Below are 22,088 nucleotides of genomic sequence, written 5' to 3' on the forward strand. Positions count from 1 at the left end.
TTTTTTTAGTTATACCGTTTTATTATAGCACTTAAGGGAATAAATGTAAAAGAAAAAAACCAGGCACTATACAAGTGCCTGATTCTTATGAATGGTTTCACTGATGATATTACTGCAATATTCTCCGATACGCTTTTTCTCGTCTTTATCCAGTTCTTTCGGATAGATCGGTTTGCCATATTCTAAGATGACATGAGTCTTTTTGATGAACGGGAAATGTCCTTCGAAAATATCACAGGTGTTATTAAGACTCATCGGTATGATCGGACAGCCGGTCTTTTCTGCGATCTTAAAGGAACCGTTATGGAACGGAAGTAAGGATAATTCTTCCCCTTTATTCCGGGTGCCTTCCGGGAAGATGCAGATGGAAATACCGTGTTTTACATAATCGATTGCCTGCAGGATGGTCTTCAGTCCTTCTTTTGGATTCTCCCTGTCAAGGAAGAGGCAATAGAGGCGTTTCATCCATGTGCGAAGAAGCGGGATAGAAAGCATCTCCTTTTTGGCAATATAACCGGTCAGATTCTTACATCTGGCGTAAGTGATAACGATGTCAAAGAAGCTTCTGTGATTTCCGATATAAAGAACCGGTCCTTCCGATATATTCTCCTCTCCGATCACGGTAAGTTCGATACCGGCAAGCTTAATGATCATATTAAATGCCCACTGAACCAGCCGCAGACTGGAATAATCCATAGTTTTTTTGCTGACTTTGCCGATCAGCCATTCAATTCCAAGAACCGGAATACCGATGATCAGAAATAGAACTACGAATAAGGCGACAAAAATAAGTCTTATCATAATTAATCTCCTTTATTTTCATTTTGCTACCAAAGTATGCAAGAGAAACTGCCAGTTGTCAAAGATTCTGTAATGGCTGCCAGGTTCTCTGTGTATTTTCTATGATAGCATAAATCCGGCATTTTTTACACCCATAGTGTGTAAGATAGTAAAGAGAAAATAGAAGTGTCAGAAAGAAGGGCAGCATGAAAAAAAGAAGATGGACCGCGGCAGCCGTCGCAGTGATGTTGCTGTTTACCGGCTGTAGTTTTGGCACGTTAAAAGAACAGAAAACAGGAGAGATAGAATATGAGATCGTAAAGAAAGAAGAAATCCCCGAAAAATTAAAAGAAGAGATTGCAGAAGCCGAAAAGTCGGAGATGTGGATCAGTTATGCAGATACGGGGAATGAAGGCAGATACCTTTATATAGTAAAAGGATACGGACGGCAGGAAACGACAGGATACAGCATCGAAGTGAATGAGTGTTATGAGACGGAACATACAGTGGTCGTACGTACAACACTTCTCGGGCCACAGAAGAAAGAAAAGACGCATAAGAAAAAGACATATCCATATATTGTCATAAAGATACCATATACGGATAAACAGATCATATATGAATAAGAGGAGGCAGGAAGTGTCAATGGAGTATTTAAAAAAGGAGATCCGTACTTTTCAGAACGGAAAGACGGTAAATGACCAGTTCTATATTGATGATGATTATAATGTTCCGGATGCAAAGAAGGACGTAGGCAGGATTATAATAAGTGACGGGACATTACAGGTGGAAGAGATGAAACAGGTAGAAAATTATCTGAAAGTGACAGGCAAACTGGAATTCAGAGTTTTGTATACTGCAGATGAAACGATACCGGAGCCTGCAAGCCTGGAAGGAAGGATTCCATTTGAAGAAATGATCTATCTTGAGCAGGAGCCGGATGGAAATCTGGTACTAAAGACAGCAGATGTTGATCTTACGGTAACGGTAATCCATTCAAGAAAACTGAATATCAAGACACTTGCAGAGATTACGATCGGAATGGAAAAATGTGTGGGAGAAGAGCTCACAACAGATATAGAAGGAGAAAATCCTGTATTTAAAAAGACAAAAGAAGAAGAACTTCTGAAGGTATTTGCAACAGGAAAGGATACGTACCGGATTAAAGAAGAGGTGTCTCTTAGCGGGACAAAAGAGAATATCGGTACGATTCTTTGGACGGATGTGACAGGCGGAAAAGCAGATACACAGATTGGAACGGATGAACTCCTGATACAAGGAGAACTGAATATATTCTGCCTCTATGAAAGTGTGGAAGAAAAGACAGACTGGATAAACAGGACGGTTCCATATGAGGGAAGGATAGAATGTATGGGGACTGTGCCGGGAATGTATCATCAGGCCAGTCTGAATCTTACAGATGTGAATGTTGAAGCCCGCATGGATGAAAACGGGGAAATGCGTATTCTTGGTATAGAGGCGACACTGGAAGTACGTCTTGTTGTATATGAAGAAGAAAAAATCCAGATTCTTGAAGATATGTATATGCTGGATCATGTCTGCGTTCCGGATATAAAAGAAAAGAAGTGCTTCCGCTTAAAGCTTCAGAACCATTCAAAATGCAGGATCGCCGAAGAACTGACACTTCCGGAACTAAAAGACAATATTCTTCAGATCTGTTACTGTAAAGGAAAGATACAGCCGGAATCTACGAAAGCAGAAGAAGATGGAATCCATATCGAAGGTGTTCTTCATCTGATGTTTTTGTATGTCAGGGAAGATGATCAGATGCCGTTTGGTGTATGGCAGGGAATGGTGCCGTTTACATATCTTTTAGAGAATGGGGGCGGAGAACCTGAAGCAGAAGAACTGGACTGGACAGTTGAGCAGCTTTCCGTAGGACTTATGGGAAACGGAGAGGTGGAAGTAAAGGCTGTGCTGGCATTCAACTGTTTCCAGAAAGAGCCTGTTATGGTGCAAAATATTGAATCCGCAAAGTTCACCCCGATGAGTACCGAGGAGCTGGAAAACAGACCCGGCATTGTGGGATATTTTGTGAAAAACGGGGATACATTGTGGAATCTGGCGAAAAAATATAATACGACTGTGGAAAATATAAAAGAAGTGAATCATATGGAAAAAGAAGATGTAAATAAAGGCGATAAAATATTGATTTTTAAGCAAAATTTGAGTATACTATAAGCACATTGTATACAAAATGTAAGGAGATAAATAGAATGGATAAAATGGAATTGAAGGCACTTGGAAAGATCAATCTGGGTCTGGATGTTCTGGGGCGGAGAGAGAACGGATATCACGATGTACGTATGGTGATGCAGACAGTGTACCTGTACGACCAGATCCGGATAGAAAAGACGAAAAAGCCGGGAATAGAGTTGTCGACGAATCTTTTTTATCTGCCGGTGAATGAGAATAACCTGGCATATCAGGCAGCAGACCTTCTGATGAAAGAGTTCGACGTAAAAGAGGGTGTAAAGATCACCCTTGATAAACACATACCGGTGGCAGCAGGAATGGCAGGAGGAAGCTCGAATGCAGCGGCAGTTCTGTTCGGGATTAACCGTATGTTTTCACTTGGTCTTTCACAGAAAGAACTGATGGAAAGAGGAGTGACATTGGGAGCGGATGTTCCGTACTGCGTTATGCGGGGAACTGTTCTTGCGGAAGGAATCGGAGAGATACTGACACCACTTCCGGCCTGCCCGAAATGTCATGTGCTGATCGCAAAACCGCCGATCAGTGTATCGACGAAGCTGGTCTATGAAAAACTGGATTCGCATGAGATAGAGGATCATCCGGATATTGATGGTATTATAGACGGACTGAAGGCTCATGATATCGAAAAAGTTGCTTCGAGCATGGGAAATGTACTGGAAAAGGTAACGATCGAAGAATATCCGGTTATTGAACAGATCAAGAATGTAATGAAAGAACATGGAGCTCTGAATGCTATGATGAGTGGCAGTGGGCCGACCGTTTTTGGAATTTATGACAGCAAAGAGAAAGCAAGAAAAGCAGCAGCAAAGATAAGAGAAAAGCAATTGGCAAAGCAGGTGTATGTGACAGGCATACATAATGCAAGGAGGAAATAAGCATGGAATCGAATTTTAAAGTAAATATGAATGAATATCTGCCGCTTAGAGATGTCGTGTTCAATACTTTGAGACAGGCGATCTTGCGAGGAGAGTTAAAACCGGGAGAAAGACTGATGGAGATCCAGCTTGCAAATAAACTCGGAGTAAGCCGTACCCCGATCCGTGAAGCAATCCGCAAACTGGAACTGGAAGGCCTGGTACTGATGATTCCAAGAAAAGGAGCTGAGGTAGCAGAGATCACAGAAAAGAATATGCGGGACGTTCTGGAAGTAAGAAAAGCACTGGAAGAACTGGCTGTGCAGCTTGCATGTGATAAGATCACGAAAGAAGAGATCGAAGAGATGAAGAAAGCTGCGGAAGATTTTAAGAAGATCTTAAAGAGTAAAGATATTACAGAGATCGCTGAAGCAGATGTACGTTTCCATGACATTATCTATATGGCAACAGACAATCAGAAACTGATCCAGCTTCTGAATAATTTAAGAGAACAGATGTATCGTTATCGTGTGGAATATCTGAAACGTGAAGAAGCACATCCACAGCTGATCGCAGAGCATGCCGCAATCATAGAATACATCAGTAAAGGTGAGAAGAAGGCGGCAACAGATATTATGTGTAAACATATTGATAACCAGGTGACCACTGTGATTGATGTGATCCGCACAAAACAGAATTAAAAGACTGTAAAAGTGTATAGATAAGATAAGCTGTGTCAAGACTTCCTGTATCAGAAAAATGCAGTATACAGGAAGGAGATACATAGATGAAACGAGAAACGATCTGCCTGATCATAGCCTGTCTGATATCGTTCATACTGACATCGGGCATTATGAACTGGCGTATGGAAATTGTACATGCAGAACTTAGCGATACACAGCAGTCACTGGCCAAAGAAGTCTTCCGTTTTCATGTGATCGCAGAAAGTGACAGTGCAAATGATCAGAAAATCAAACTGAAAGTGCGGGATGCGGTTCTAAAGTATATGAAAGCACATATGACCAGAGCCGAAAGAAGGGATGCAAAGGCGACAAAAGCATGGACCCTGACCCACAAAAAAGAACTGACGGATACAGCAGATAAAATATTGAAAAAAGAGAAAGTATCATACCGGGCGAAAGCGGAGGTGACCACCTGCTATTTTCCGGACAAACGGTATGGAGATATCATTTTTCCCGAGGGAAATTACGAAGCACTGAGAATTGTACTTGGGAAGGGAAATGGACATAACTGGTGGTGTGTACTTTATCCAAATCTGTGTTTTACCAATGCAACCTGTGCAGTGGTAGATGAAGATGGAAAGAAAGAACTGAAAGAAGCATTAAGTGCAGAAGAATATGAAATGGTAACGGCCACTTCAGAATTTAAGATAAAGTGGTTTTTCTTCGGAAAAGATCATGCAAAGGAGTCAGACTAAAATGAGAGACAATCAATATACGATAGATGGAAGAATACGATTCAGTGAAGTGGATCATACCAGAAGAATTACCCTGCCGGGAATCGTAAATTATTTTCAGGACTGCAGTACATTCCAGTCAGAAGATCTGGGACTTGGAATCGAACACTGCAGCGAAAAAAAGCGGGCATGGATTCTGTCATCTTGGCAGGTAGTGGTAGAACGTTATCCGAAGATCGGTGAAAAGATACAGACAAGTACATGGGCGACGGACTTTAACGGTTTGTTTGGAGAACGTAATTTCTGTATGACAGACAGTGAAGGAAAAGATGTAGCATATGCAAATTCGCTGTGGGTATATATGGACATGGAAAAGGGACGTCCGTCAAGACCGGAAGAATCGGAGATTGCACCATACGGGGTAGGAGATCCGTATGAGATGGAATATGAATCAAGAAAAATCGCACTTCCGAAAGAGGCGAAAGAACTGGAAAGTTTTCCGGTACGCAGATATCATATTGATACGAATGAGCATGTCAACAACTGCCAATATGTACAGATGGCACTGGAATCATTGCCAAAAGATAAAGAAGTGCACCAGATGCGTGTGGAATATAAGAAATCAGCGGTATATGGTGATGTGATCTATCCAAGGATTGCCATAGAAGAGGACAGAACGGTTATAGAGCTTTGCAATGAAAAGGCCAGACCGTATGCAGTGATCGAATTTAAGTTTGCATAGACATTCTTATATGGATGCTGATACAATAAGAAAACATATACACTTTGGAAAAAGAGAAAAGGAAACAGAGAGGAAAAATATGGGATTAACAGATTATTTAGGAAAGAAAAGAAGATTGATGATCGTTAAAGAAGTAGAGTTCGGGGTATATCTTGGTAATAAAGATGACAAAGTCCTGCTTCCGAAAAAACAGGTACCAAAAGATGTAGAAGTCGGAGATCCTGTAGAAGTATTTTTGTATAAAGATTCGTCTGACCGTCTGATCGCAACAACGCAGGAGCCAAAGATCACGTTAGATGAACTGGCAGTATTGAAAGTTGCAGATACCGGAAGAATCGGGGCGTTCCTTGACTGGGGACTGGAAAAAGACCTTCTGCTTCCGTTCAAAGAACAGACTGCAAAAGTAAAAAAAGGTGATGAAGTGCTTGTCGCACTGTATGTGGACAAGTCCGGAAGACTTTGTGCGACAATGAAAGTATACGAAAAGCTTCGTACAGATTCTCCATATAAAAAGGATGATCATGTAGAAGGAATCATTTACGAGACGAGTGATAACTTCGGAGTGTTCGTGGCAGTAGATGACTGCTACAGTGCACTGATCCCGAAGAGAGAAGCATTTGGCAGGTTAAGAGTCGGAGACCGTGTATCCGCCAGAGTCCTGAAAGTAAGAGAAGACGGAAAGCTTGACTTAAGTGTCAGAGAGAAAGCATTTCTTCAGATGGATGCCGATGCGGCGATGATCATGAAACGTATGGAAGAATACGGTGGAAAGCTTCCATTTAACGATAAAGCAGATCCGGAAGTAATCAAACAGGAATTCGGATTAAGTAAAAATGCATTCAAACGTGCCGTTGGAAGACTTCTTAAAGAAGGACATATAAAAATTTCTGAAAAGAATATTGAAATGAAAAAGAAATAAGGTATAATAAAAGTGATAAGAATAAGATGATTAAAAAGGAGAATGAGAAATGAAAGTACAGAACATTACAGATATCGAAGGATTTTTCAAAGTAGTTGATTCTTGTGAAGGAAAAGTTGAACTTGTAACAGGCGAAGGTGACAGACTGAACTTAAAGTCAAAATTATCTCAGTATGTATCTATGGCAAACATTTTCTCTAACGGAGAGATTCCGGAACTGGAAATCGTTGCTCATGAGCCAGAGGATATCGATAAACTTGTAAAATTCATGCTTCTTGGAAGTGGAAAAGAAGATTAAGACGAACAGTGATGTTTGAAAGGGTGTTCCCTGAGGGGGCACCTTTTTTTATCATTGTGGATAGAATCAGGAAAGGAGAAAGCTATGAGCTTTGCACATCTCCACGTCCATACAGAGTACAGCCTGTTGGATGGCTCAAATAAAATCAAAGAGTGTGTAGCCAGGGTAAAAGAACTCGGGATGAACAGCGTGGCGATCACGGATCATGGTGTCATGTATGGTGTGATCGATTTTTACCGTGCGGCAAGAGCAGCAGGGATTAAGCCGATCCTCGGATGCGAAGTCTATGTTGCACCGGGATCGAGATTCGATAAAGAAGCTGTAGGAAGCGGGGATGACCGTTATTATCATCTGGTGCTTCTGGCGGAAAATGATCTGGGATACCATAATCTGATGAAGATCGTGTCCAGAGGATTTACGGAAGGCTATTATTATAAACCAAGAGTAGACCTGGAAGTGCTGCAGGAATTCCATGAAGGAATCATTGCGCTCAGTGCGTGTCTGGCCGGTGAGGTACAGAAGAATATCCTGCGCGGCATGTATGAAGAAGGAAAGGCAGCAGCACTAAGGTATCAGGACATTTTCGGAAAAGGAAATTTCTTCCTGGAATTACAGGATCACGGAATGCAGGAACAGCAGATCGTGAACCAGTCACTGCTTCGTATGTCACAGGAGACAGGGATCGAACTGGTTGCGACGAATGACGTGCATTATACTTACGCAGAAGACGTAAAACCGCATGACATTCTGTTATGCATCCAGACGGGTAAAAAGCTGGCAGATGAAGATCGTATGCGCTACGAAGGCGGCCAGTATTATATTAAGTCCGAAGAAGAGATGAAGCAGTTATTTCCATATGCACTGCAGGCGTTGGAGAACACGCAGAAGATTGCAGACCGCTGTAATGTAGAGATTGAATTCGGTGTCACCAAACTGCCGAAATATGATGTGCCGGAAGGATATACTTCCTGGGAATATCTGAATAAACTTTGTTTTGACGGATTGAAAGAACGGTATCCGGACGGGGATGATTCGTTGAAAGAACGTCTGGAATACGAATTGTCGGTCATCAAATCCATGGGATATGTAGATTACTTCCTGATCGTGTGGGATTTCATTAATTATGCAAGAACACAGGGGATCAAGGTCGGACCGGGGCGAGGTTCGGCGGCCGGAAGTATCGTATCGTACTGTCTGGGAATTACAAGTATCGACCCGATCAAATATCAGCTTCTGTTCGAACGTTTCCTGAATCCGGAACGTGTATCCATGCCCGATATCGACGTGGACTTCTGCTTTGAGAGACGCCAGGAAGTCATTGATTATGTAGGAAGAAAATACGGCGCAGACCGGGTAGTACAGATCGTAACTTTCGGTACGATGGCAGCACGTGGAGTCATCCGTGACGTAGGACGTGTCATGGACCTTCCGTATGCATTTGTAGACAGCATTGCAAAGATGGTGCCGACAGAGCTGAATATTACGCTTGATAAGGCACTGAAGATGAATCCGGAATTCAAGAAACTGTATCAGGAAGATGAACAGGTTAAGGAACTGATCGATATGTCGAGAAGACTGGAAGGTCTTCCGAGACATACGTCCATGCATGCAGCGGGAGTTGTGATCGGTCAGCGTGCGATCGAAGAATTCGTGCCATTGTCTCTTGGATCGGACGGCTCAGTGACAACACAGTTTACGATGACAACACTGGAAGAACTGGGGCTTCTGAAAATGGATTTCCTAGGTCTGCGTACCCTGACTGTTATACAGGATGCAGAGCGTCTGGCAAGCATCAGCAGCGGTAAGACAATAGACATTAATAAAATCGATTATGATGATAAAGCAGTTCTGGCGTCTATCGGAACAGGAAAGACCGATGGCGTATTCCAGCTTGAAAGTGCCGGAATGAAGAACTTCATGAAGGAACTGAAACCGCAGAATCTGGAGGATATCATTGCCGGTATCTCCTTATACCGTCCGGGACCGATGGATTTCATCCCGCAGTACATCAAGGGAAAGAACAATCCGGATAGCATCACTTATGACTGCCCGCAGTTAGAGCCGATCCTGGCACCGACTTATGGATGTATCGTATATCAGGAACAGGTTATGCAGATCGTGCGTGATCTGGCTGGATATACGCTTGGACGAAGCGATCTTCTGCGAAGAGCGATGTCGAAGAAAAAGGGCGATGTCATGCAGAAAGAGCGCCAGAATTTCGTATATGGTAATCCGGACGAAGGCGTGCCGGGCTGTATCGCCAACGGAATCGACGAGAAGACGGCGAATAAGATTTATGATGAAATGATCGATTTTGCCAAATATGCATTTAACAAATCACATGCGGCAGCCTATGCGGTGGTATCATATCAGACTGCCTGGTTAAAATATTACTATCCGGTGGAATTCATGGCAGCACTTATGACTTCCGTGATCGACAATCCGGGAAAAGTATCAGAGTACATTTACAGTTGCAGACAGATGGGAATTAAGATCCTTCCACCGGATATTAATAAAGGAGAAGGAAGCTTCTCCGTTGACGGCGGCAATATCCGTTATGGTCTGGCGGCGATCAAGAGTATCGGAAAGCCAGTGATCGAGTCGATTATCCAGGAACGAAAAAATGGAGGAGAATTCAGCAACCTGAAAGACTTTATCGAACGTCTGTCGGGAAAAGAAGTCAATAAGCGTACGATCGAAAGCTTTATCAAATCCGGAGCATTTGACAGTCTGGGTGGTACAAGAAAGCAGTTTATGGTAGTTTATGTACAGATCCTGGATCAGGTGAACCGTGAGCGGAAATACTCCATGACCGGACAGCTTTCATTATTTGACATCGTAAGTGATGACCAGAAATCGGAATTCGACATTCCACTTCCGGATGTAGGAGAGTACGAGAAAGAGACAAAGCTTGCATTTGAAAAAGAAGTGCTGGGTGTGTACTTAAGCGGTCATCCGCTGGAGGATTATGAGGAAAAATGGAAGAAGAACATTTCCAGAACGACATTAGATTTCCAGATAGATGATGAGACGGGAAGGACAAAGGTACATGACGGTGCAAAAGAGATCGTCGGCGGCATGATCACCAATAAGACGATCAAATATACCAAGACCAATAAAGTTATGGCATTTATTACACTGGAAGATCTGGTGGGATCAGTCGAAGTTGTGATCTTTCCGAGAGATTTTGAAAAAAATCAGATGTATCTGAATGAAGAAGCCAAAGTATTTATAAAGGGAAGGGTATCCGAAGAAGATGATGCACCAAGTAAACTGATCTGTGAGCAGGTGATCCCGTTTGAACAGACGAAGAAGGAACTATGGCTTCAATATCCGGATAAAGCGACTTATCTTCAGCAGGAAGGAATGCTTCAGGACATTCTGAAAGTATCTGAAGGAATGGATGAAGTTATCATCTATTGCAGGAAGGAAAAAGCGGTAAAACGCCTGGCAAAGGGCTGGAATGTGACCGCAGATGAGGTATTGTTGAGCAGATTGACGAATTATCTGGGTGAAAGTTGTGTAAAAGTTATAGAAAAACCCATTGAAAGCGTGCACTAATTCATGTACAATATCATCGGAGAGAAATGATAATGGTTAGAAGATAATTGGAACAAACTAATACAATGGAGGAATGAATCATGGCAGACAAAAAAGTAATTCGTACAATAGGTGTATTGACAAGTGGTGGAGATGCCCCTGGAATGAACGCAGCAATCCGTGCCGTTGTTCGTACAGCACTTGGTAAAGGACTGAAGGTAAGAGGCATCAGAAGAGGATATCAGGGACTTTTAAACGAGGAAATTATCGATCTGTCAGCCAGAGACGTATCCGATACAATTGAGCGCGGAGGTACAATTCTTCAGACAGCCCGTTGTGCAGAGATGCGTACAGAGGAAGGTCAGCAGAAAGCAGCAGCTATCTGCAAAAAATATGGTATTGATGGTCTGGTAGTCATCGGTGGTGACGGATCATTTGCCGGAGCTCAGAAACTTGCTAACTTCGGAATCAATACAATCGGACTTCCGGGAACGATCGATCTGGATATTGCCTGTACGGAATATACAATCGGATTCGATACAGCCGTTAATACAGCTATGCAGGCTATTGACAAAGTACGTGATACATCAACTTCTCATGAGAGATGCTCTATCATCGAGGTTATGGGTAGAGATGCAGGATACCTTGCACTGTGGTGCGGTATTGCTAACGGAGCTGAGAAGATCCTGATGCCTGAAGAGCATGATTATGACGAAGATAAGATCATTGCTGATATTCAGGAATCAAGAAAACGTGGAAAGAAGAACTACATCATCATCAATGCAGAGGGTGTTGGAGATTCTATAAACATGGCTAAGAGAATTGAAGAAGCAACCGGTATGGAGACAAGAGCAACGATTCTCGGACACATGCAGCGTGGTGGAAGCCCGACATGTAAAGACAGAGTATACGCTTCTATCATGGGAGCAAAAGCCGTAGATCTTCTGCTTGAAGGAAAGACAAACCGTGTTGTAGGTTACAAACATGGTGAGTATGTAGACTTCGATATTGATGAAGCACTTGGAATGACAAAAGGAATTCCTGCTTACCAGTATGAGATTGCAAAAGAGCTGGCTCTGTAATTAAAACCGGAATAAAGAATAAAAAGTTATCTGTTTTATGGCAGGTAACTTTTTTTATAGCAAAGTATACAAGGGAGGTTTCGACATAAAATCTCTTGAAAATGCACGTCCAAGACGGTACAATAGTAAAATATGGTGGAGTATTCATAAAAGGAGATTTAATATCGTGGAAAATAAAAATAGGAACACTGCAGCAATCGGTGTGTTTGATTCGGGAGTCGGCGGTTTGACCGTCACAAGAGAGATCATGCGTCAGCTGCCGAATGAAAATGTAGTATATTTTGGGGATACAGCAAGAGTTCCATACGGAAGTAAGTCGAAGAATAACATTATCCGTTTTTCCAGACAGATCATCCGTTTTTTAAAGACAAAGAATGTAAAGGCAATCGTGATCGCATGTAATACGGCCAGTGCGCTGGCGCTTGAGACAGTGCAGCAAGAGTTCGACATTCCGATCATCGGAGTGATCGTACCGGGAGCAAGAGCTGCCGTAAGGGAGACCAGGAATGGTCAGATTGGTGTACTTGGTACAGAAGCAACGATCAAGAGCGAGACCTATACCAAAGAAATCCGGAAACTTATGCCGGAGGCAGAAGTCATCGGAAAGCCATGTCCGTTATTCGTACCGTTGGTAGAAGAGGGATTTGCAAAGCATAAAATCACAGAAGAAGTGATCGATATCTATCTGTCAGATATGAGAAAGTCAGAGATCGATACACTGATCCTGGGATGTACCCACTATCCGCTTCTCAGATCAAGGATCATGGCATATTTTGGAGAAAAAGTACATATTGTAAATCCGGCGTACGAGACGGCGATGGATCTGAAGAAGATACTGGAAGAGCAGAAAATTGCTAATACATCGGGAGAACCGGCAGCATATGATTTTTATGTCAGTGATGCGGCAGAGAAGTTTAAGAAATTCGCCAATTCAATCCTGCCGTACGATGTAGATAAGACACAGGCAATTGATATTGAAGATTATTAGGAGAATATATGACAAAAGACGTATTATTAAGTATATCCGGTCTGCATCAGGATGTGACCGGGATTGAAGCACAGGGCGATGAGCCGGGAAGTGAACCAATCGAGGTAATCGTACCTGCGAGCTATTATGAGAAAAATGGAAAGCACTATGTGATCTATGATGAACTGGTGGAAGGAATCCCGGGAACCATCAAGAATAAAGTAAGGATCCTGGATGACCAGAAGGTCGAGATCATCAAGAGCGGAATTACGAATACCCATATGGTATTCGAGAAAGATAAGATCAATATGACACAGTATGAGACACCATACGGTGAGATGATGATTGGAGTCTTTACCAAGGATATCCAGTTCGAAGAACAGGATGAAAAGATCACGGTGCATGTGAATTATGCACTGGACATCAACGGAGATCCTGTTGCCGATTGCAATATAGACATAAAAATAACAGCACTGGAACGATAAGTTCCAATGCTGTTTTTAAGTACTCTTTACTCTTATTTGTTTCTTAATCTTGCGAAAAATCCCTTTTTCTTCTCCGGTACATCCAGAGGACCTCTTACACCTTTAACAGCTGTGATGTAAATACCACTGATCGTAGCTTTGACTTCCTTCTTAACAGGAATCAAAGGATAAACCTGCGCATCACACATAAGTGTCATGATCTTCGGTCCGACTTTGGCTTTTACAACCGGTACTTTTGAACGGCGAAGATACTTTGGTGTATTCTCGAGTACAATATCCGGCAAGCCGGCATCTTTTAATTTCATACGACCTTTATCGATAACCAGGATGGAAACAGTCTGTGCAACTGCATCAAGCTGTGCCTGCTGATCTGCCTGTTTCTTTTCTGCTTTTTTACCAACAAAATATAATGCAACACATGCAACGATCAAAATCACAAGGATTACCAATAATACAATTGTAAATGTCTTCACAATGAACCTCCTATATTCTATATTCCATAACAAGTATTCTAACATTGTTTCGGTAGGAGTGCAAGAAGTATACAGGAAAAGTAGGTGATTTCAAAACAAAAATTTTGATAAAAGAGTGAAATATATGTGAAAATGCTATGAAAGTTTTTCAAAATGTGATATAACAGAGTGGTATGCGTTAGCGTATACTTCGGAAAGCAGATGGGATAAAGTTCCCACCTTAGAATGAATGATAAAATGAGGTGCGATATGAAAAAGAAAGTGGCAATGTTATTAACAGGTGTTATGGCAGTCTCTCTTTTGATGACAGGTTGTCAGTCGACGAAAGGTCTTGAAAATGACAACATTAAGATTTCAGTCTACAAAGGTGTTGAAGTAGATAAAGTTGACAAACCGAGCGAAGTAACGGATGATGATGTGAATACACAGATTCAGTCAGTACTGGATGAAAATGCAACAACAAAAGAAGTAACAGACCGAGCAGTAAAAAAAGGCGATACAGCAACGATTGATTTCGTTGGAAAGATGAATGGCAAAGCATTTGACGGTGGATCTTCTACAGATTATCCACTGGAGATCGGTTCTAATTCTTTCATCGAAGGATTTGAAGACAGTATTATCGGACACAAGATCGGTGATACATTTGACTGGAACGGAAAGTTCCCGGAGAATTATGGAAGTTCTGATCTTGCAGGCAAAGATGTAACATTTACAATTACTGTAAAATCCATTTCCCAAAAGAATACACCAAAGCTTACAGACAAACTGGTAAAGAAAGTATCTAAGAAATCAAAGACAGTAAAAGAGTACAAAGAAGAAGTGAAGAAGTCTCTCGAGGAAGATAACGAAAAGACATACAATGATACTTTGCAGCAGGCAGCATGGCAGAAGGTTCTTGATAATACAAAAGTTAAGAAATATCCGGAGAAAGATGTAAAGAAGATTGAAGATTCTCTGATCTCTCAGTACAAGTCTGTTGCAAAAGCTTATAACATGTCATATGATGATCTGATCAAGCAGCAGATGGGAACAACTGTTGAAAAGTTCGAAAAGCAGGTAACAAAGGCTGCAAAATCCAGCGTAAAACAGACACTGGTAACAAAGGCAATTGCAGATAAAGAGAACATCAAGTTAGATGATGCAACTTATAAGACAGAGCTTAAGAAGATTGCAAAAGAGTATGGATACGACAGTGTAAAAGCTTTAAAGAAAGCTGCATCAAAGTCAGATCTGAAAGAGATTGCGCTGAATGATCTTGTAAAAGAATGGCTGGCTAATCAGTGCATTCAGGTTGAGTCAAGCTCAAGCAGTTCGTCAAGCTCAAGCAGTTCATCAAGTTCAGGTAACTAAGGTGGATAGAAACAGAATAGAATAAGAATAAAAATGCTCCGGGAATTTTGTCAGGTGACAGATTCCCGGAGCATTTTTGTATACCAAAGTATGCAAGAAAAGCTGCCACCTACAGGAACTGCCACTGGCAGTTCCTTACGGATGGTTTGGCAAGTGGCAGGTTCTCTGTATTGTTAAGTGTGAGGAAATATTTCTTTCCACTCTCCGGGGCAAAGCGCTTTGTCAAGTACAATGTCTCCGATGGAAATACGTTTTAATTCGATCACACAGCAGTGAACAGACTTCATCATGCGTCGGATCTGGCGTTTCTTCCCTTCGGAAATGGTAATTATCCCATAGGTGATGGGGTGATCCGGACGGTTTTTGTGGATATCTTTCTGGATTTCTTCCGGCAGTGTGGAAAGAATATCGGACATTACTGCATGTCCGGTTACGGTAATTTTTGCCGGGGCAGTCAGGGTATCGGCGCCCTTCAGAATGACACCTGTTTCCAGCTTATGTACCAGTTCCGGTGTCAGATCACCAAGAAGGGTGAATTCATAAGTTTTCTCTTTGTGATAGGAAGGATGAGTGAGCTTCTGATTGAAGATACCGTCATCCGTGATCAGGAGAAGTCCGGTCGTCTCACGGTCAAGGCGTCCGACCGGAGAAAGCCTGTCATTCTGTAATTCTTCAAAATAGTCCATAACCGTCGGATAGCGGTCATCGCGTCTGGCAGTGACACAGCCGAAAGGTTTGTGAAACATGTAGTAGTGAGGCATTGTTGTGACTCCTTTATTGGTTCTTTTCAGAGTTGTTCCGGGGAAAATCTCTGTGTAAAGCATACCACAGAAAAAGGAATAAATGATTGCTTATTGACAAAATTTATTAATTATGATATTTTCTTTTAGATGATAAATGACCGATGGGGGAGTAACAGGCGTATAACGCAACAAGTCAACATACTGATCGATGGATCTGGCTTGTTTTAATTTGTGAGACTCATGTGTAGCTGTAATATCTATGCGTGGACTCTCTCTATCCTATAAAGAAAGTATAGACCAGGTATGGCAGGCAGCTGCTGTATCTGTTTTTTTGTTGTCATGCGTTTGAACTTAATTTTGGAGGAAATGATAATGGAGTGGAATTTTTTATTCTTTATGAACAGTGCCTTACTTGGAGTAGGGTTGGCAATGGATGCATTTTCGGTCTCGCTGGCAAATGGAATGAATGAAAAAAATATGAAGAAATCAAGAATGGCTTATATTGCAGGAGTATATGCATTCTTTCAGTTCCTGATGCCTATGATAGGATGGATATGTGTGCATACGATCGTACAGGTCTTTGGACAGTTTCAGAAGTTCATTCCGTGGATCGCATTGATTTTGCTTTTGTATATCGGAGGAAGCATGATCAAAGAATCTATGCAGAGTGAAGAGGAAAAGGAAGAAGTGAAAAGATTAAGTTTTGCCGTGCTTATGATGCAGGGGATTGCAACATCGATTGATGCGTTGTCGGTAGGATTTACCACTGCCGGGTATGATTTGGTTATGGCTGTAGTCTGTTCACTGATTGTGGCAGTGGTAACGTTTGTGATATGTGAGACAGGGTTGTGCCTCGGTAAGACTCTGGGAACAAAGCTGTCAGGAAAGGCAGATGTTCTGGGAGGTGTAATCTTGATAGGAATCGGAATTGTGTCATGGGGACGGGGAATGTGACTTTTTCTGTCTCCGGTGGCAGGCTGCGTAAATACGCTGTGTAAAATAATTTTGACACGAAAATTGATGCAAAAAACGGTCATGTAAAGGAAGTTTGATAGACATTGGACACGCAATGTGGAAAGATGTTCCCGAAAGGAGAAACACAGATATGGAAATTGGGAAAAAATTAAAAGACGCTCGTATGAAATCCGGATTTACCCAGGAAACAGTTGCAGAAAGGATCAATGTGTCCAGACAGACCATTTCAAACTGGGAAAATGAAAAATCCTATCCGGATATTATAAGCGTCATTGAGTTGAGCAGCCTTTATTCCATAAGTCTTGATGATTTATTGAAAGGGGACGAAAGAATGATGGAACATCTGGAAGAAAGCACAAATGTAGTCAAAAGCAATCAAAAATTGATAGGAGCGATCATACTTAATATTATCACGGTTATTCTATTGATTACCTTAAGTATGTTCCTGCCGGATAAGATATATTATCTGATTATGGTATTTTGTCTGGCTATTGTGAGCTCAGCAGTATTGCTTTATCAGATTATCAGACGTATTTAAGGGAGAAATATGATGGACAAAAATATTGTATTGGCTGTGATATTTGGTGCGGCCGCAGTTGTCGGAGCTATGGAAACGGTATATCAGATCTATCGGTTAACGGTGATGGATGCAGCCGCCCGTGGATTAAAACATCCAAAATTATGGGGACTGCTTGCTGCGAACGGGAATAATTCGAGTGGGTTGTTACTATATCTAATAGGTCGAAGGAACTATTCGATGAATTCCATAGACAGCAGACAGTTAGTGGTTATGGAGAAAAGAAAAAAGGCAGCCGGTATCGGGTTAGTGTTTGTGGCTGTCGGAGCGATTGGATTGCTGGTGTGTCTGGGAAGAGTTGGTTTATAAGGCTTATATAAGGGAAACTCCGAAAGTACAAAAGGAAAATGCAGACATACATCAAAATGCCCTTGCATAGATTGTAAAAAACAATTTATGCAGGGGTTATTTTTATGAAAGATTACATTGAGGAGAGGGCAGTAGAAATCGCATATTATATCATCGAACATAAAGCCACTGTGCGTCAGACCGCGAAGGAATTTGGGGTTAGTAAGAGTACGATACATAAAGACTGCACCGACCGCCTGGAGCAGATCAACCCGACCCTGGCGCAGAGCGTCCGCAAAGTTCTTGACGTGAACAAACAGGAACGCCACATCCGCGGCGGACTTGCCACTCGGGAAAAATATCTACATCAGCATCGGCACGCAGGATAAAGAGAGTAACAGAACAAAAAGCTCTTATAATTTCGGACATCAACGAGTCGATTTCATGGGATAAAAGATAACAACAGAACAAAAAACTCCGCACAGATATTCTGGAGAAGCATCATATATAGACGATTCATTCGAATATCCTTGCGGAGTTTTTATACAACTAATTATTTCCAAGAATTATGATGTTTCGAATTGTAAAAACACAGCCTTCATAATCATAAGAACAACATCACCAGTTTAAAGATCCAGTTGGCGGCGACCCCGGCGCAGAGTCCACCGATCGTGTGGCTTAAAATTGCCTTTCCGGTTAGCTTGTTCACTTTAAGTGAAGACATCATAGCCACATGTGTGCTGAGGTATCCGCTCCAGCACATGCACATTGCAGTGAATACGGCTATGTCATTGGCGAGGACGGTTCCGGCTTCTGCCATGTGCGGTACCAGTCCGATTGCGGCACCGGCAGCACCGAGTGCCGTGATCGGAACGGAGATTCCGGATGCATCTGTGAATCCAAAAAGCGGTGATAAGATGAATTCAAGCTTCTTTCCAAGCCATGGAAGGAAAGCGATTCCTTCATAAGCGGCACCGGTGTAAGTTCCGTCTGCAGATGCGCCGTTGGTCAGCATCATGACCAGTGTACAGATGGTGATAACGCCCGGGATGATGGCAAGGCCGACATCCACACCGTTTTTACCACCCTCAAGAAGTGCCTCGATGGCACGTCCGCCGATGCCTCCGTCACGGATCTCGCGGGTATTCATGATGGCATCCATGTCTTCATGTTCTTCGAACTGTACGCAGTATTCTTCGGTTCCATATTCTTTCTTGGTGAAATGAAGCATGATGCGGACACTGATGATACTGCCGATTATGGCGGAAAAGTTACCGACCAGTACAGCAGTTCCGGCGTGTCCACCTTTTAACTTCAGACCGATCATGAATGTACTTACAATCAGTCCCATTCCGAAAGATGTTCCAAGGTTCGTTAAAGCCGGAAGCTGGAATTTCTTGAAATATTTACGGAAATTCTTATCTTCAGCAAGTCCCAGGATTGCCGGATTGTCGGACAGATAAGTAGTGATTACACCGAGTGCTGCGGCACCCGGCAGATTATAAAGTGGCTTCATCAGCGGTGACAGTAATTTATTCACCATCGAAATGACACCGAATTCTGAGAACAGTCCTGAAATGGCTCCGGCAAGAACCGCGATTGCCATAATATAGAAGACTGTCTCAAGAAGCAGCTGGTAGCCGGTGTTCATCAATGTGTTCAGCATATTGACACCGCCCATTTTCATACCCATACCACCGAAAATTCCTAAAAAGATTGCCAGAAAGACGAATCCTTCAAGACTGATGGATTTTTTTGTTCTTTTGTTTCCCATAAAAAACCTCCAATATTTTATACACGTATTTTATCCAAGTTTCCCAGCTTATATAAAACGCATAGTAATAAGATACTATATAATTAAATGGAAGTCAATCATTGTTTACAAATTGTGCATATAAGATAAAATGATAGTGCATAATAAAAATAAATTATGCATAATTATTATGAATTGAAAAAATTTTATTGAAATGCTAATATAAAAATGGATATATTAATAAAAGAGATAAATAAATCGGATATATGAAATGTTGTTAAAAATTGCAAAAAGTTAAAATTAAGGAAGAGAATGAAGGAGGACAGCAGACTGTGGCAACAGTTGGAGGAAACAGACAGGAAAAGAGAAAAAGGATTATGTCGTATTTCATCAATGCGACAATTGAATTAATGGAAAAAGAAGGAATTGAGAATCTGACGATCAGGAAGGTTGCAGAACAGGCAAAATACAACAGTGCAACGCTGTATCATTATTTCTCTAATCTGGATGAACTGGAATTATTTGCAAGTGTAAAATGTCTGGATGAATATATGCAGGAAACGTTGATACACAAGGCCGAGGGAAAGGATTTTCAGGAGTGGTATCTGGGACAGTGGCGCTGCTTTTGCAGACATTCGTTCCAGAGACCGAGAATCTATAACTTCTTATTCTTCAGTCCGGAAGGGACACAGAACCTGAATGAGGTTTTCCGGAGATATTATGAGATTTATCCAAATGAAAAGGAAGAAAAGACAGAAGATTACGAAGGGTTTTTGAAAGAAGGAGATTTCTTCAAACGCAACGAAGATCTGCTAAGAGATGTGATCAGAGAAAGAAATTATGTGATATCTGAGCAGGAGATCAAAGAACTGAATGAAATGAGTGTGCTGATCTATCGGGGAATGCTTGCAATCATGCGAAGTGACAGGGACAAGCCGACGGTAGACGAGGCGGTGGATAAGACAGTCAGATATCTGGCGAAGACACTGGATGCGTATCATCTGGGATAGAGTAAGATATAATCTGGAAGGAGGTATTCCACGTGAGAATAATTGTCATAGAAGATAATGAATTATATAAGAACGAACTGTTACAATGTCTGGAACAGGAAGAGTCGGATATAGAGATCGTGGGGAGTGCGTCCAACGGGGCAGAAGGTCTTGCGCTGACCGAAAAACTGATACGGGATAATCTCACACCGGATGTGATATTTACGGATGTCCGGATGCCGGAGGTGGATGGATTCGAGATGATCGAGGCATTGCAGAGAAGAGGGATATCCTGCAAAATTGTGGTTACAAGTTCCTGCCCGGAATTCCTTTATGCGAAACGCGCGATGGAACTTGGTGCTGTAGATTTTCTGGTCAAACCGTTGAAAGTCTACGAGGTGCGTAATGTACTGGGAAGGCTGAGAAGAGAGCTGGAAAGCGAGAAAAAGTGGAAACACATTCTGAATCTGGAATACATTTTCCTGAATGCGATGGCTGGGAAGATCAAAGATGATCAGCAGATAGGAGACCTTATAAAGGAAGGATACGGAATTGCACCGGAGGAACGGATTGGTGTTCTTGGTATCGGCATGAGTTCTAATTATGAGAAATATAAAGAACAAGTGCTGCAGATGCTGAAAGAATTGGAAATCTTCAATCAGCAACAGGATTTCTGTGCCTATACCATCGAGATGTACGGACGTCAGAGTTTTGTGGTCCTTTTTTATCATATGGGAAATGAACATGAGACCTATCAGTATCTGGAACAGACGATTGTTCCGATGATCTGCAATACGGTGCGCGGAAGGGTGATCTGTACATGGGCGGTCAGCAACGGATTCGGCAATATGTACGAAGCGGTCAGAGAACTAGATCATGCGGCAGAATGGAATCTGATATTGAAAAAGGGAACATTGATCTGTAAAGAAAAAATACAGAAAATTGCATTATATCCATATAAATATCCGGTGAACCTTGAAAAAGAAGCCAAGGAAGCATTACTGAATAAAGATGCGAAACGATTGAAAAAAATATTTTCCAGATACTGGGATTATTGCAGGGAACTTCCATGTACCCCGCAGGAGGCCAAGGAGGGCTGTATCCGTATTGCACTGGTTCTGATCCAGATGGCAGCGGAAACCGGGGCGGTACAGGCACAGAGAAAAGGACAGACATTTCTTCAGCGGATTTCCAGGGCAAATGGATGGACAGATGTGGAAGAAAAAGTGGATACTTTTTTTGAATATCTGACGAGCAAAGACGAAGCGGAAAACGATATGAGTCTTCTGATTCAAAAGGCACTGGAGAATATCCGAGAATATTATGATCAGGGTATTACATTGGAAGAGATTGCAGAAAAGCTACATGTGACGGAAGAATATCTGAGCACTCAGTTTCGAAAAGAGACGGGACGGACATTTACAGAGACGATCCGTGGGTACCGGATTGAACGTATAAAAGAACTTCTGACGGCAACGAACTGGAAGCTGACTAAAATTGCGGAACTGGCAGGTTATACCGATCCGAAATACATGAGCCGCGTGTTCAAGGAAGAGACTGGAATGTTGCCACTTGAATACCGGAAAAAGAACGGTTAGATAGTGAAAAACATTAAAAA

At 42.0% G+C, this 22,088-nt stretch carries 23 protein-coding genes; 19 read left to right on the plus strand and 4 right to left on the minus strand.

Annotated elements, in window-relative coordinates:
- Positions 1-66 precede the first annotated feature (66 nt).
- Positions 67-801, minus strand: coding sequence for a lysophospholipid acyltransferase family protein (locus tag NQ508_RS01290; protein ID WP_006426925.1), 735 nt, complete (start codon positions 799-801; stop codon positions 67-69).
- Between the two features lie 185 nt (positions 802-986).
- Here NQ508_RS01290 and NQ508_RS01295 point away from each other — a divergent pair, with 185 nt between their 5' ends.
- The 12 genes from NQ508_RS01295 (at position 987) to NQ508_RS01350 (ending at position 13,322) form a co-directional block, all read left to right on the plus strand.
- Positions 987-1,406, plus strand: a complete 420-nt coding sequence (locus tag NQ508_RS01295; protein ID WP_006426924.1) for a protease complex subunit PrcB family protein — start codon at positions 987-989, stop codon at positions 1,404-1,406.
- A 19-nt stretch (positions 1,407-1,425) separates the two neighbouring features.
- Complete coding sequence (locus tag NQ508_RS01300) at positions 1,426-2,982, plus strand: DUF3794 and LysM peptidoglycan-binding domain-containing protein (RefSeq protein ID WP_044919671.1); 1,557 nt, start codon at positions 1,426-1,428, stop codon at positions 2,980-2,982.
- 35 nt (positions 2,983-3,017) lie between these two features.
- A complete protein-coding gene (ispE, locus tag NQ508_RS01305; protein ID WP_006426922.1) occupies positions 3,018-3,893 on the plus strand; it encodes a 4-(cytidine 5'-diphospho)-2-C-methyl-D-erythritol kinase in 876 nt (291 codons plus the stop codon).
- Positions 3,894-3,895: 2 nt separating this feature from the next.
- Entirely contained in the window at positions 3,896-4,573 is a 678-nt protein-coding gene (locus tag NQ508_RS01310) for a GntR family transcriptional regulator (protein ID WP_006426921.1), read from the plus strand.
- Positions 4,574-4,659: 86 nt separating this feature from the next.
- A complete protein-coding gene (gene spoIIR, locus NQ508_RS01315; RefSeq protein WP_022415440.1) occupies positions 4,660-5,310 on the plus strand; it encodes a stage II sporulation protein R in 651 nt (216 codons plus the stop codon).
- Between the two features lies 1 nt (position 5,311).
- Positions 5,312-6,031: an acyl-[acyl-carrier-protein] thioesterase gene (locus NQ508_RS01320; protein ID WP_044919669.1), complete on the plus strand. Its 720-nt coding sequence runs from the start codon at positions 5,312-5,314 to the stop codon at positions 6,029-6,031.
- Between the two features lie 79 nt (positions 6,032-6,110).
- Entirely contained in the window at positions 6,111-6,950 is an 840-nt protein-coding gene (locus NQ508_RS01325; protein WP_044919764.1) for a CvfB family protein, read from the plus strand.
- Positions 6,951-6,999: 49 nt separating this feature from the next.
- A complete protein-coding gene (locus NQ508_RS01330; RefSeq protein WP_006426917.1) occupies positions 7,000-7,248 on the plus strand; it encodes a hypothetical protein in 249 nt (82 codons plus the stop codon).
- Between the two features lie 84 nt (positions 7,249-7,332).
- Positions 7,333-10,809, plus strand: a complete 3,477-nt coding sequence (locus tag NQ508_RS01335) for a DNA polymerase III subunit alpha (RefSeq protein WP_006426916.1) — start codon at positions 7,333-7,335, stop codon at positions 10,807-10,809.
- 80 nt (positions 10,810-10,889) lie between these two features.
- The gene (gene pfkA / locus NQ508_RS01340; protein WP_006426915.1) at positions 10,890-11,870 is read left to right on the plus strand and encodes a 6-phosphofructokinase; all 981 of its coding nucleotides are present in this window, start codon (positions 10,890-10,892) and stop codon (positions 11,868-11,870) included.
- 166 nt (positions 11,871-12,036) lie between these two features.
- On the plus strand, positions 12,037-12,858 hold the full coding sequence (murI, locus tag NQ508_RS01345; RefSeq protein WP_044919667.1) for a glutamate racemase: 822 nt from the start codon (positions 12,037-12,039) through the stop codon (positions 12,856-12,858).
- A gap of 8 nt (positions 12,859-12,866) precedes the next feature.
- Positions 12,867-13,322, plus strand: a complete 456-nt coding sequence (locus NQ508_RS01350; protein ID WP_006426913.1) for a YwiB family protein — start codon at positions 12,867-12,869, stop codon at positions 13,320-13,322.
- A 32-nt stretch (positions 13,323-13,354) separates the two neighbouring features.
- Here the strand turns inward: NQ508_RS01350 and NQ508_RS01355 are convergent, their stop codons facing one another.
- Entirely contained in the window at positions 13,355-13,795 is a 441-nt protein-coding gene (locus NQ508_RS01355) for a hypothetical protein (RefSeq protein ID WP_022415447.1), read from the minus strand.
- A gap of 249 nt (positions 13,796-14,044) precedes the next feature.
- Here NQ508_RS01355 and tig point away from each other — a divergent pair, with 249 nt between their 5' ends.
- The gene (gene tig / locus NQ508_RS01360; RefSeq protein ID WP_044919665.1) at positions 14,045-15,145 is read left to right on the plus strand and encodes a trigger factor; all 1,101 of its coding nucleotides are present in this window, start codon (positions 14,045-14,047) and stop codon (positions 15,143-15,145) included.
- Positions 15,146-15,318: 173 nt separating this feature from the next.
- On the opposite strand, the gene NQ508_RS01365 is transcribed toward tig, so the two are convergent.
- On the minus strand, positions 15,319-15,906 hold the full coding sequence (locus NQ508_RS01365) for a pseudouridine synthase (RefSeq protein ID WP_044919663.1): 588 nt from the start codon (positions 15,904-15,906) through the stop codon (positions 15,319-15,321).
- 354 nt (positions 15,907-16,260) lie between these two features.
- Here NQ508_RS01365 and NQ508_RS01370 point away from each other — a divergent pair, with 354 nt between their 5' ends.
- From NQ508_RS01370 to spoIIID, 4 genes are all read left to right on the plus strand, one after another.
- Positions 16,261-16,842: a manganese efflux pump MntP gene (locus NQ508_RS01370; protein WP_044919661.1), complete on the plus strand. Its 582-nt coding sequence runs from the start codon at positions 16,261-16,263 to the stop codon at positions 16,840-16,842.
- A gap of 151 nt (positions 16,843-16,993) precedes the next feature.
- Positions 16,994-17,401 (plus strand): helix-turn-helix domain-containing protein, encoded by a 408-nt coding sequence (locus NQ508_RS01375; protein ID WP_028086515.1) that lies wholly within the window; start codon positions 16,994-16,996, stop codon positions 17,399-17,401.
- 12 nt (positions 17,402-17,413) lie between these two features.
- Positions 17,414-17,749, plus strand: coding sequence for a hypothetical protein (locus NQ508_RS01380; RefSeq protein ID WP_207635649.1), 336 nt, complete (start codon positions 17,414-17,416; stop codon positions 17,747-17,749).
- A gap of 104 nt (positions 17,750-17,853) precedes the next feature.
- Positions 17,854-18,117 (plus strand): sporulation transcriptional regulator SpoIIID, encoded by a 264-nt coding sequence (spoIIID, locus tag NQ508_RS01385; RefSeq protein WP_006426906.1) that lies wholly within the window; start codon positions 17,854-17,856, stop codon positions 18,115-18,117.
- Positions 18,118-18,332: 215 nt separating this feature from the next.
- Here spoIIID and NQ508_RS01390 read toward each other — a convergent pair whose 3' ends face one another.
- Positions 18,333-19,502 carry a CD0519/CD1768 family membrane protein gene (locus NQ508_RS01390; protein WP_006426905.1) on the minus strand — a complete coding sequence of 390 codons (1,170 nt, stop codon included), beginning with the start codon at positions 19,500-19,502 and terminating at the stop codon, positions 18,333-18,335.
- A gap of 311 nt (positions 19,503-19,813) precedes the next feature.
- Here NQ508_RS01390 and NQ508_RS01395 point away from each other — a divergent pair, with 311 nt between their 5' ends.
- Both NQ508_RS01395 and NQ508_RS01400 read left to right on the plus strand, forming a co-directional pair.
- Positions 19,814-20,491 carry a TetR/AcrR family transcriptional regulator gene (locus tag NQ508_RS01395; protein WP_242856329.1) on the plus strand — a complete coding sequence of 226 codons (678 nt, stop codon included), beginning with the start codon at positions 19,814-19,816 and terminating at the stop codon, positions 20,489-20,491.
- Between the two features lie 32 nt (positions 20,492-20,523).
- The gene (locus NQ508_RS01400) at positions 20,524-22,068 is read left to right on the plus strand and encodes a response regulator transcription factor (protein ID WP_044919657.1); all 1,545 of its coding nucleotides are present in this window, start codon (positions 20,524-20,526) and stop codon (positions 22,066-22,068) included.
- Positions 22,069-22,088: the final 20 nt, after the last annotated feature.

Source organism: Dorea longicatena, from assembly GCF_025150085.1.
Taxonomy (GTDB): Bacteria; Bacillota; Clostridia; order Lachnospirales; family Lachnospiraceae; genus Dorea_A; species Dorea_A longicatena.

What these genes read in the sequence shown, in the direction of transcription:
- NQ508_RS01370 (WP_044919661.1), top strand. Translation starts at nt 16,261, where the DNA reads ATGGAGTGGAATTTTTTATTCTTTATGAACAGTGCCTTACTTGGAGTA.
- NQ508_RS01325 (WP_044919764.1), top strand. Translation starts at nt 6,111, where the DNA reads ATGGGATTAACAGATTATTTAGGAAAGAAAAGAAGATTGATGATCGTT.
- NQ508_RS01320 (WP_044919669.1), top strand. Translation starts at nt 5,312, where the DNA reads ATGAGAGACAATCAATATACGATAGATGGAAGAATACGATTCAGTGAA.
- NQ508_RS01365 (WP_044919663.1), bottom strand. Translation starts at nt 15,906, where the DNA reads ATGCCTCACTACTACATGTTTCACAAACCTTTCGGCTGTGTCACTGCC.
- tig (WP_044919665.1), top strand. Translation starts at nt 14,045, where the DNA reads ATGAAAAAGAAAGTGGCAATGTTATTAACAGGTGTTATGGCAGTCTCT.
- NQ508_RS01390 (WP_006426905.1), bottom strand. Translation starts at nt 19,502, where the DNA reads ATGGGAAACAAAAGAACAAAAAAATCCATCAGTCTTGAAGGATTCGTC.
- NQ508_RS01310 (WP_006426921.1), top strand. Translation starts at nt 3,896, where the DNA reads ATGGAATCGAATTTTAAAGTAAATATGAATGAATATCTGCCGCTTAGA.
- NQ508_RS01295 (WP_006426924.1), top strand. Translation starts at nt 987, where the DNA reads ATGAAAAAAAGAAGATGGACCGCGGCAGCCGTCGCAGTGATGTTGCTG.
- pfkA (WP_006426915.1), top strand. Translation starts at nt 10,890, where the DNA reads ATGGCAGACAAAAAAGTAATTCGTACAATAGGTGTATTGACAAGTGGT.
- NQ508_RS01350 (WP_006426913.1), top strand. Translation starts at nt 12,867, where the DNA reads ATGACAAAAGACGTATTATTAAGTATATCCGGTCTGCATCAGGATGTG.
- NQ508_RS01290 (WP_006426925.1), bottom strand. Translation starts at nt 801, where the DNA reads ATGATAAGACTTATTTTTGTCGCCTTATTCGTAGTTCTATTTCTGATC.
- NQ508_RS01380 (WP_207635649.1), top strand. Translation starts at nt 17,414, where the DNA reads ATGGACAAAAATATTGTATTGGCTGTGATATTTGGTGCGGCCGCAGTT.
- spoIIID (WP_006426906.1), top strand. Translation starts at nt 17,854, where the DNA reads ATGAAAGATTACATTGAGGAGAGGGCAGTAGAAATCGCATATTATATC.
- NQ508_RS01330 (WP_006426917.1), top strand. Translation starts at nt 7,000, where the DNA reads ATGAAAGTACAGAACATTACAGATATCGAAGGATTTTTCAAAGTAGTT.
- spoIIR (WP_022415440.1), top strand. Translation starts at nt 4,660, where the DNA reads ATGAAACGAGAAACGATCTGCCTGATCATAGCCTGTCTGATATCGTTC.
- NQ508_RS01335 (WP_006426916.1), top strand. Translation starts at nt 7,333, where the DNA reads ATGAGCTTTGCACATCTCCACGTCCATACAGAGTACAGCCTGTTGGAT.
- NQ508_RS01375 (WP_028086515.1), top strand. Translation starts at nt 16,994, where the DNA reads ATGGAAATTGGGAAAAAATTAAAAGACGCTCGTATGAAATCCGGATTT.
- ispE (WP_006426922.1), top strand. Translation starts at nt 3,018, where the DNA reads ATGGATAAAATGGAATTGAAGGCACTTGGAAAGATCAATCTGGGTCTG.
- NQ508_RS01300 (WP_044919671.1), top strand. Translation starts at nt 1,426, where the DNA reads ATGGAGTATTTAAAAAAGGAGATCCGTACTTTTCAGAACGGAAAGACG.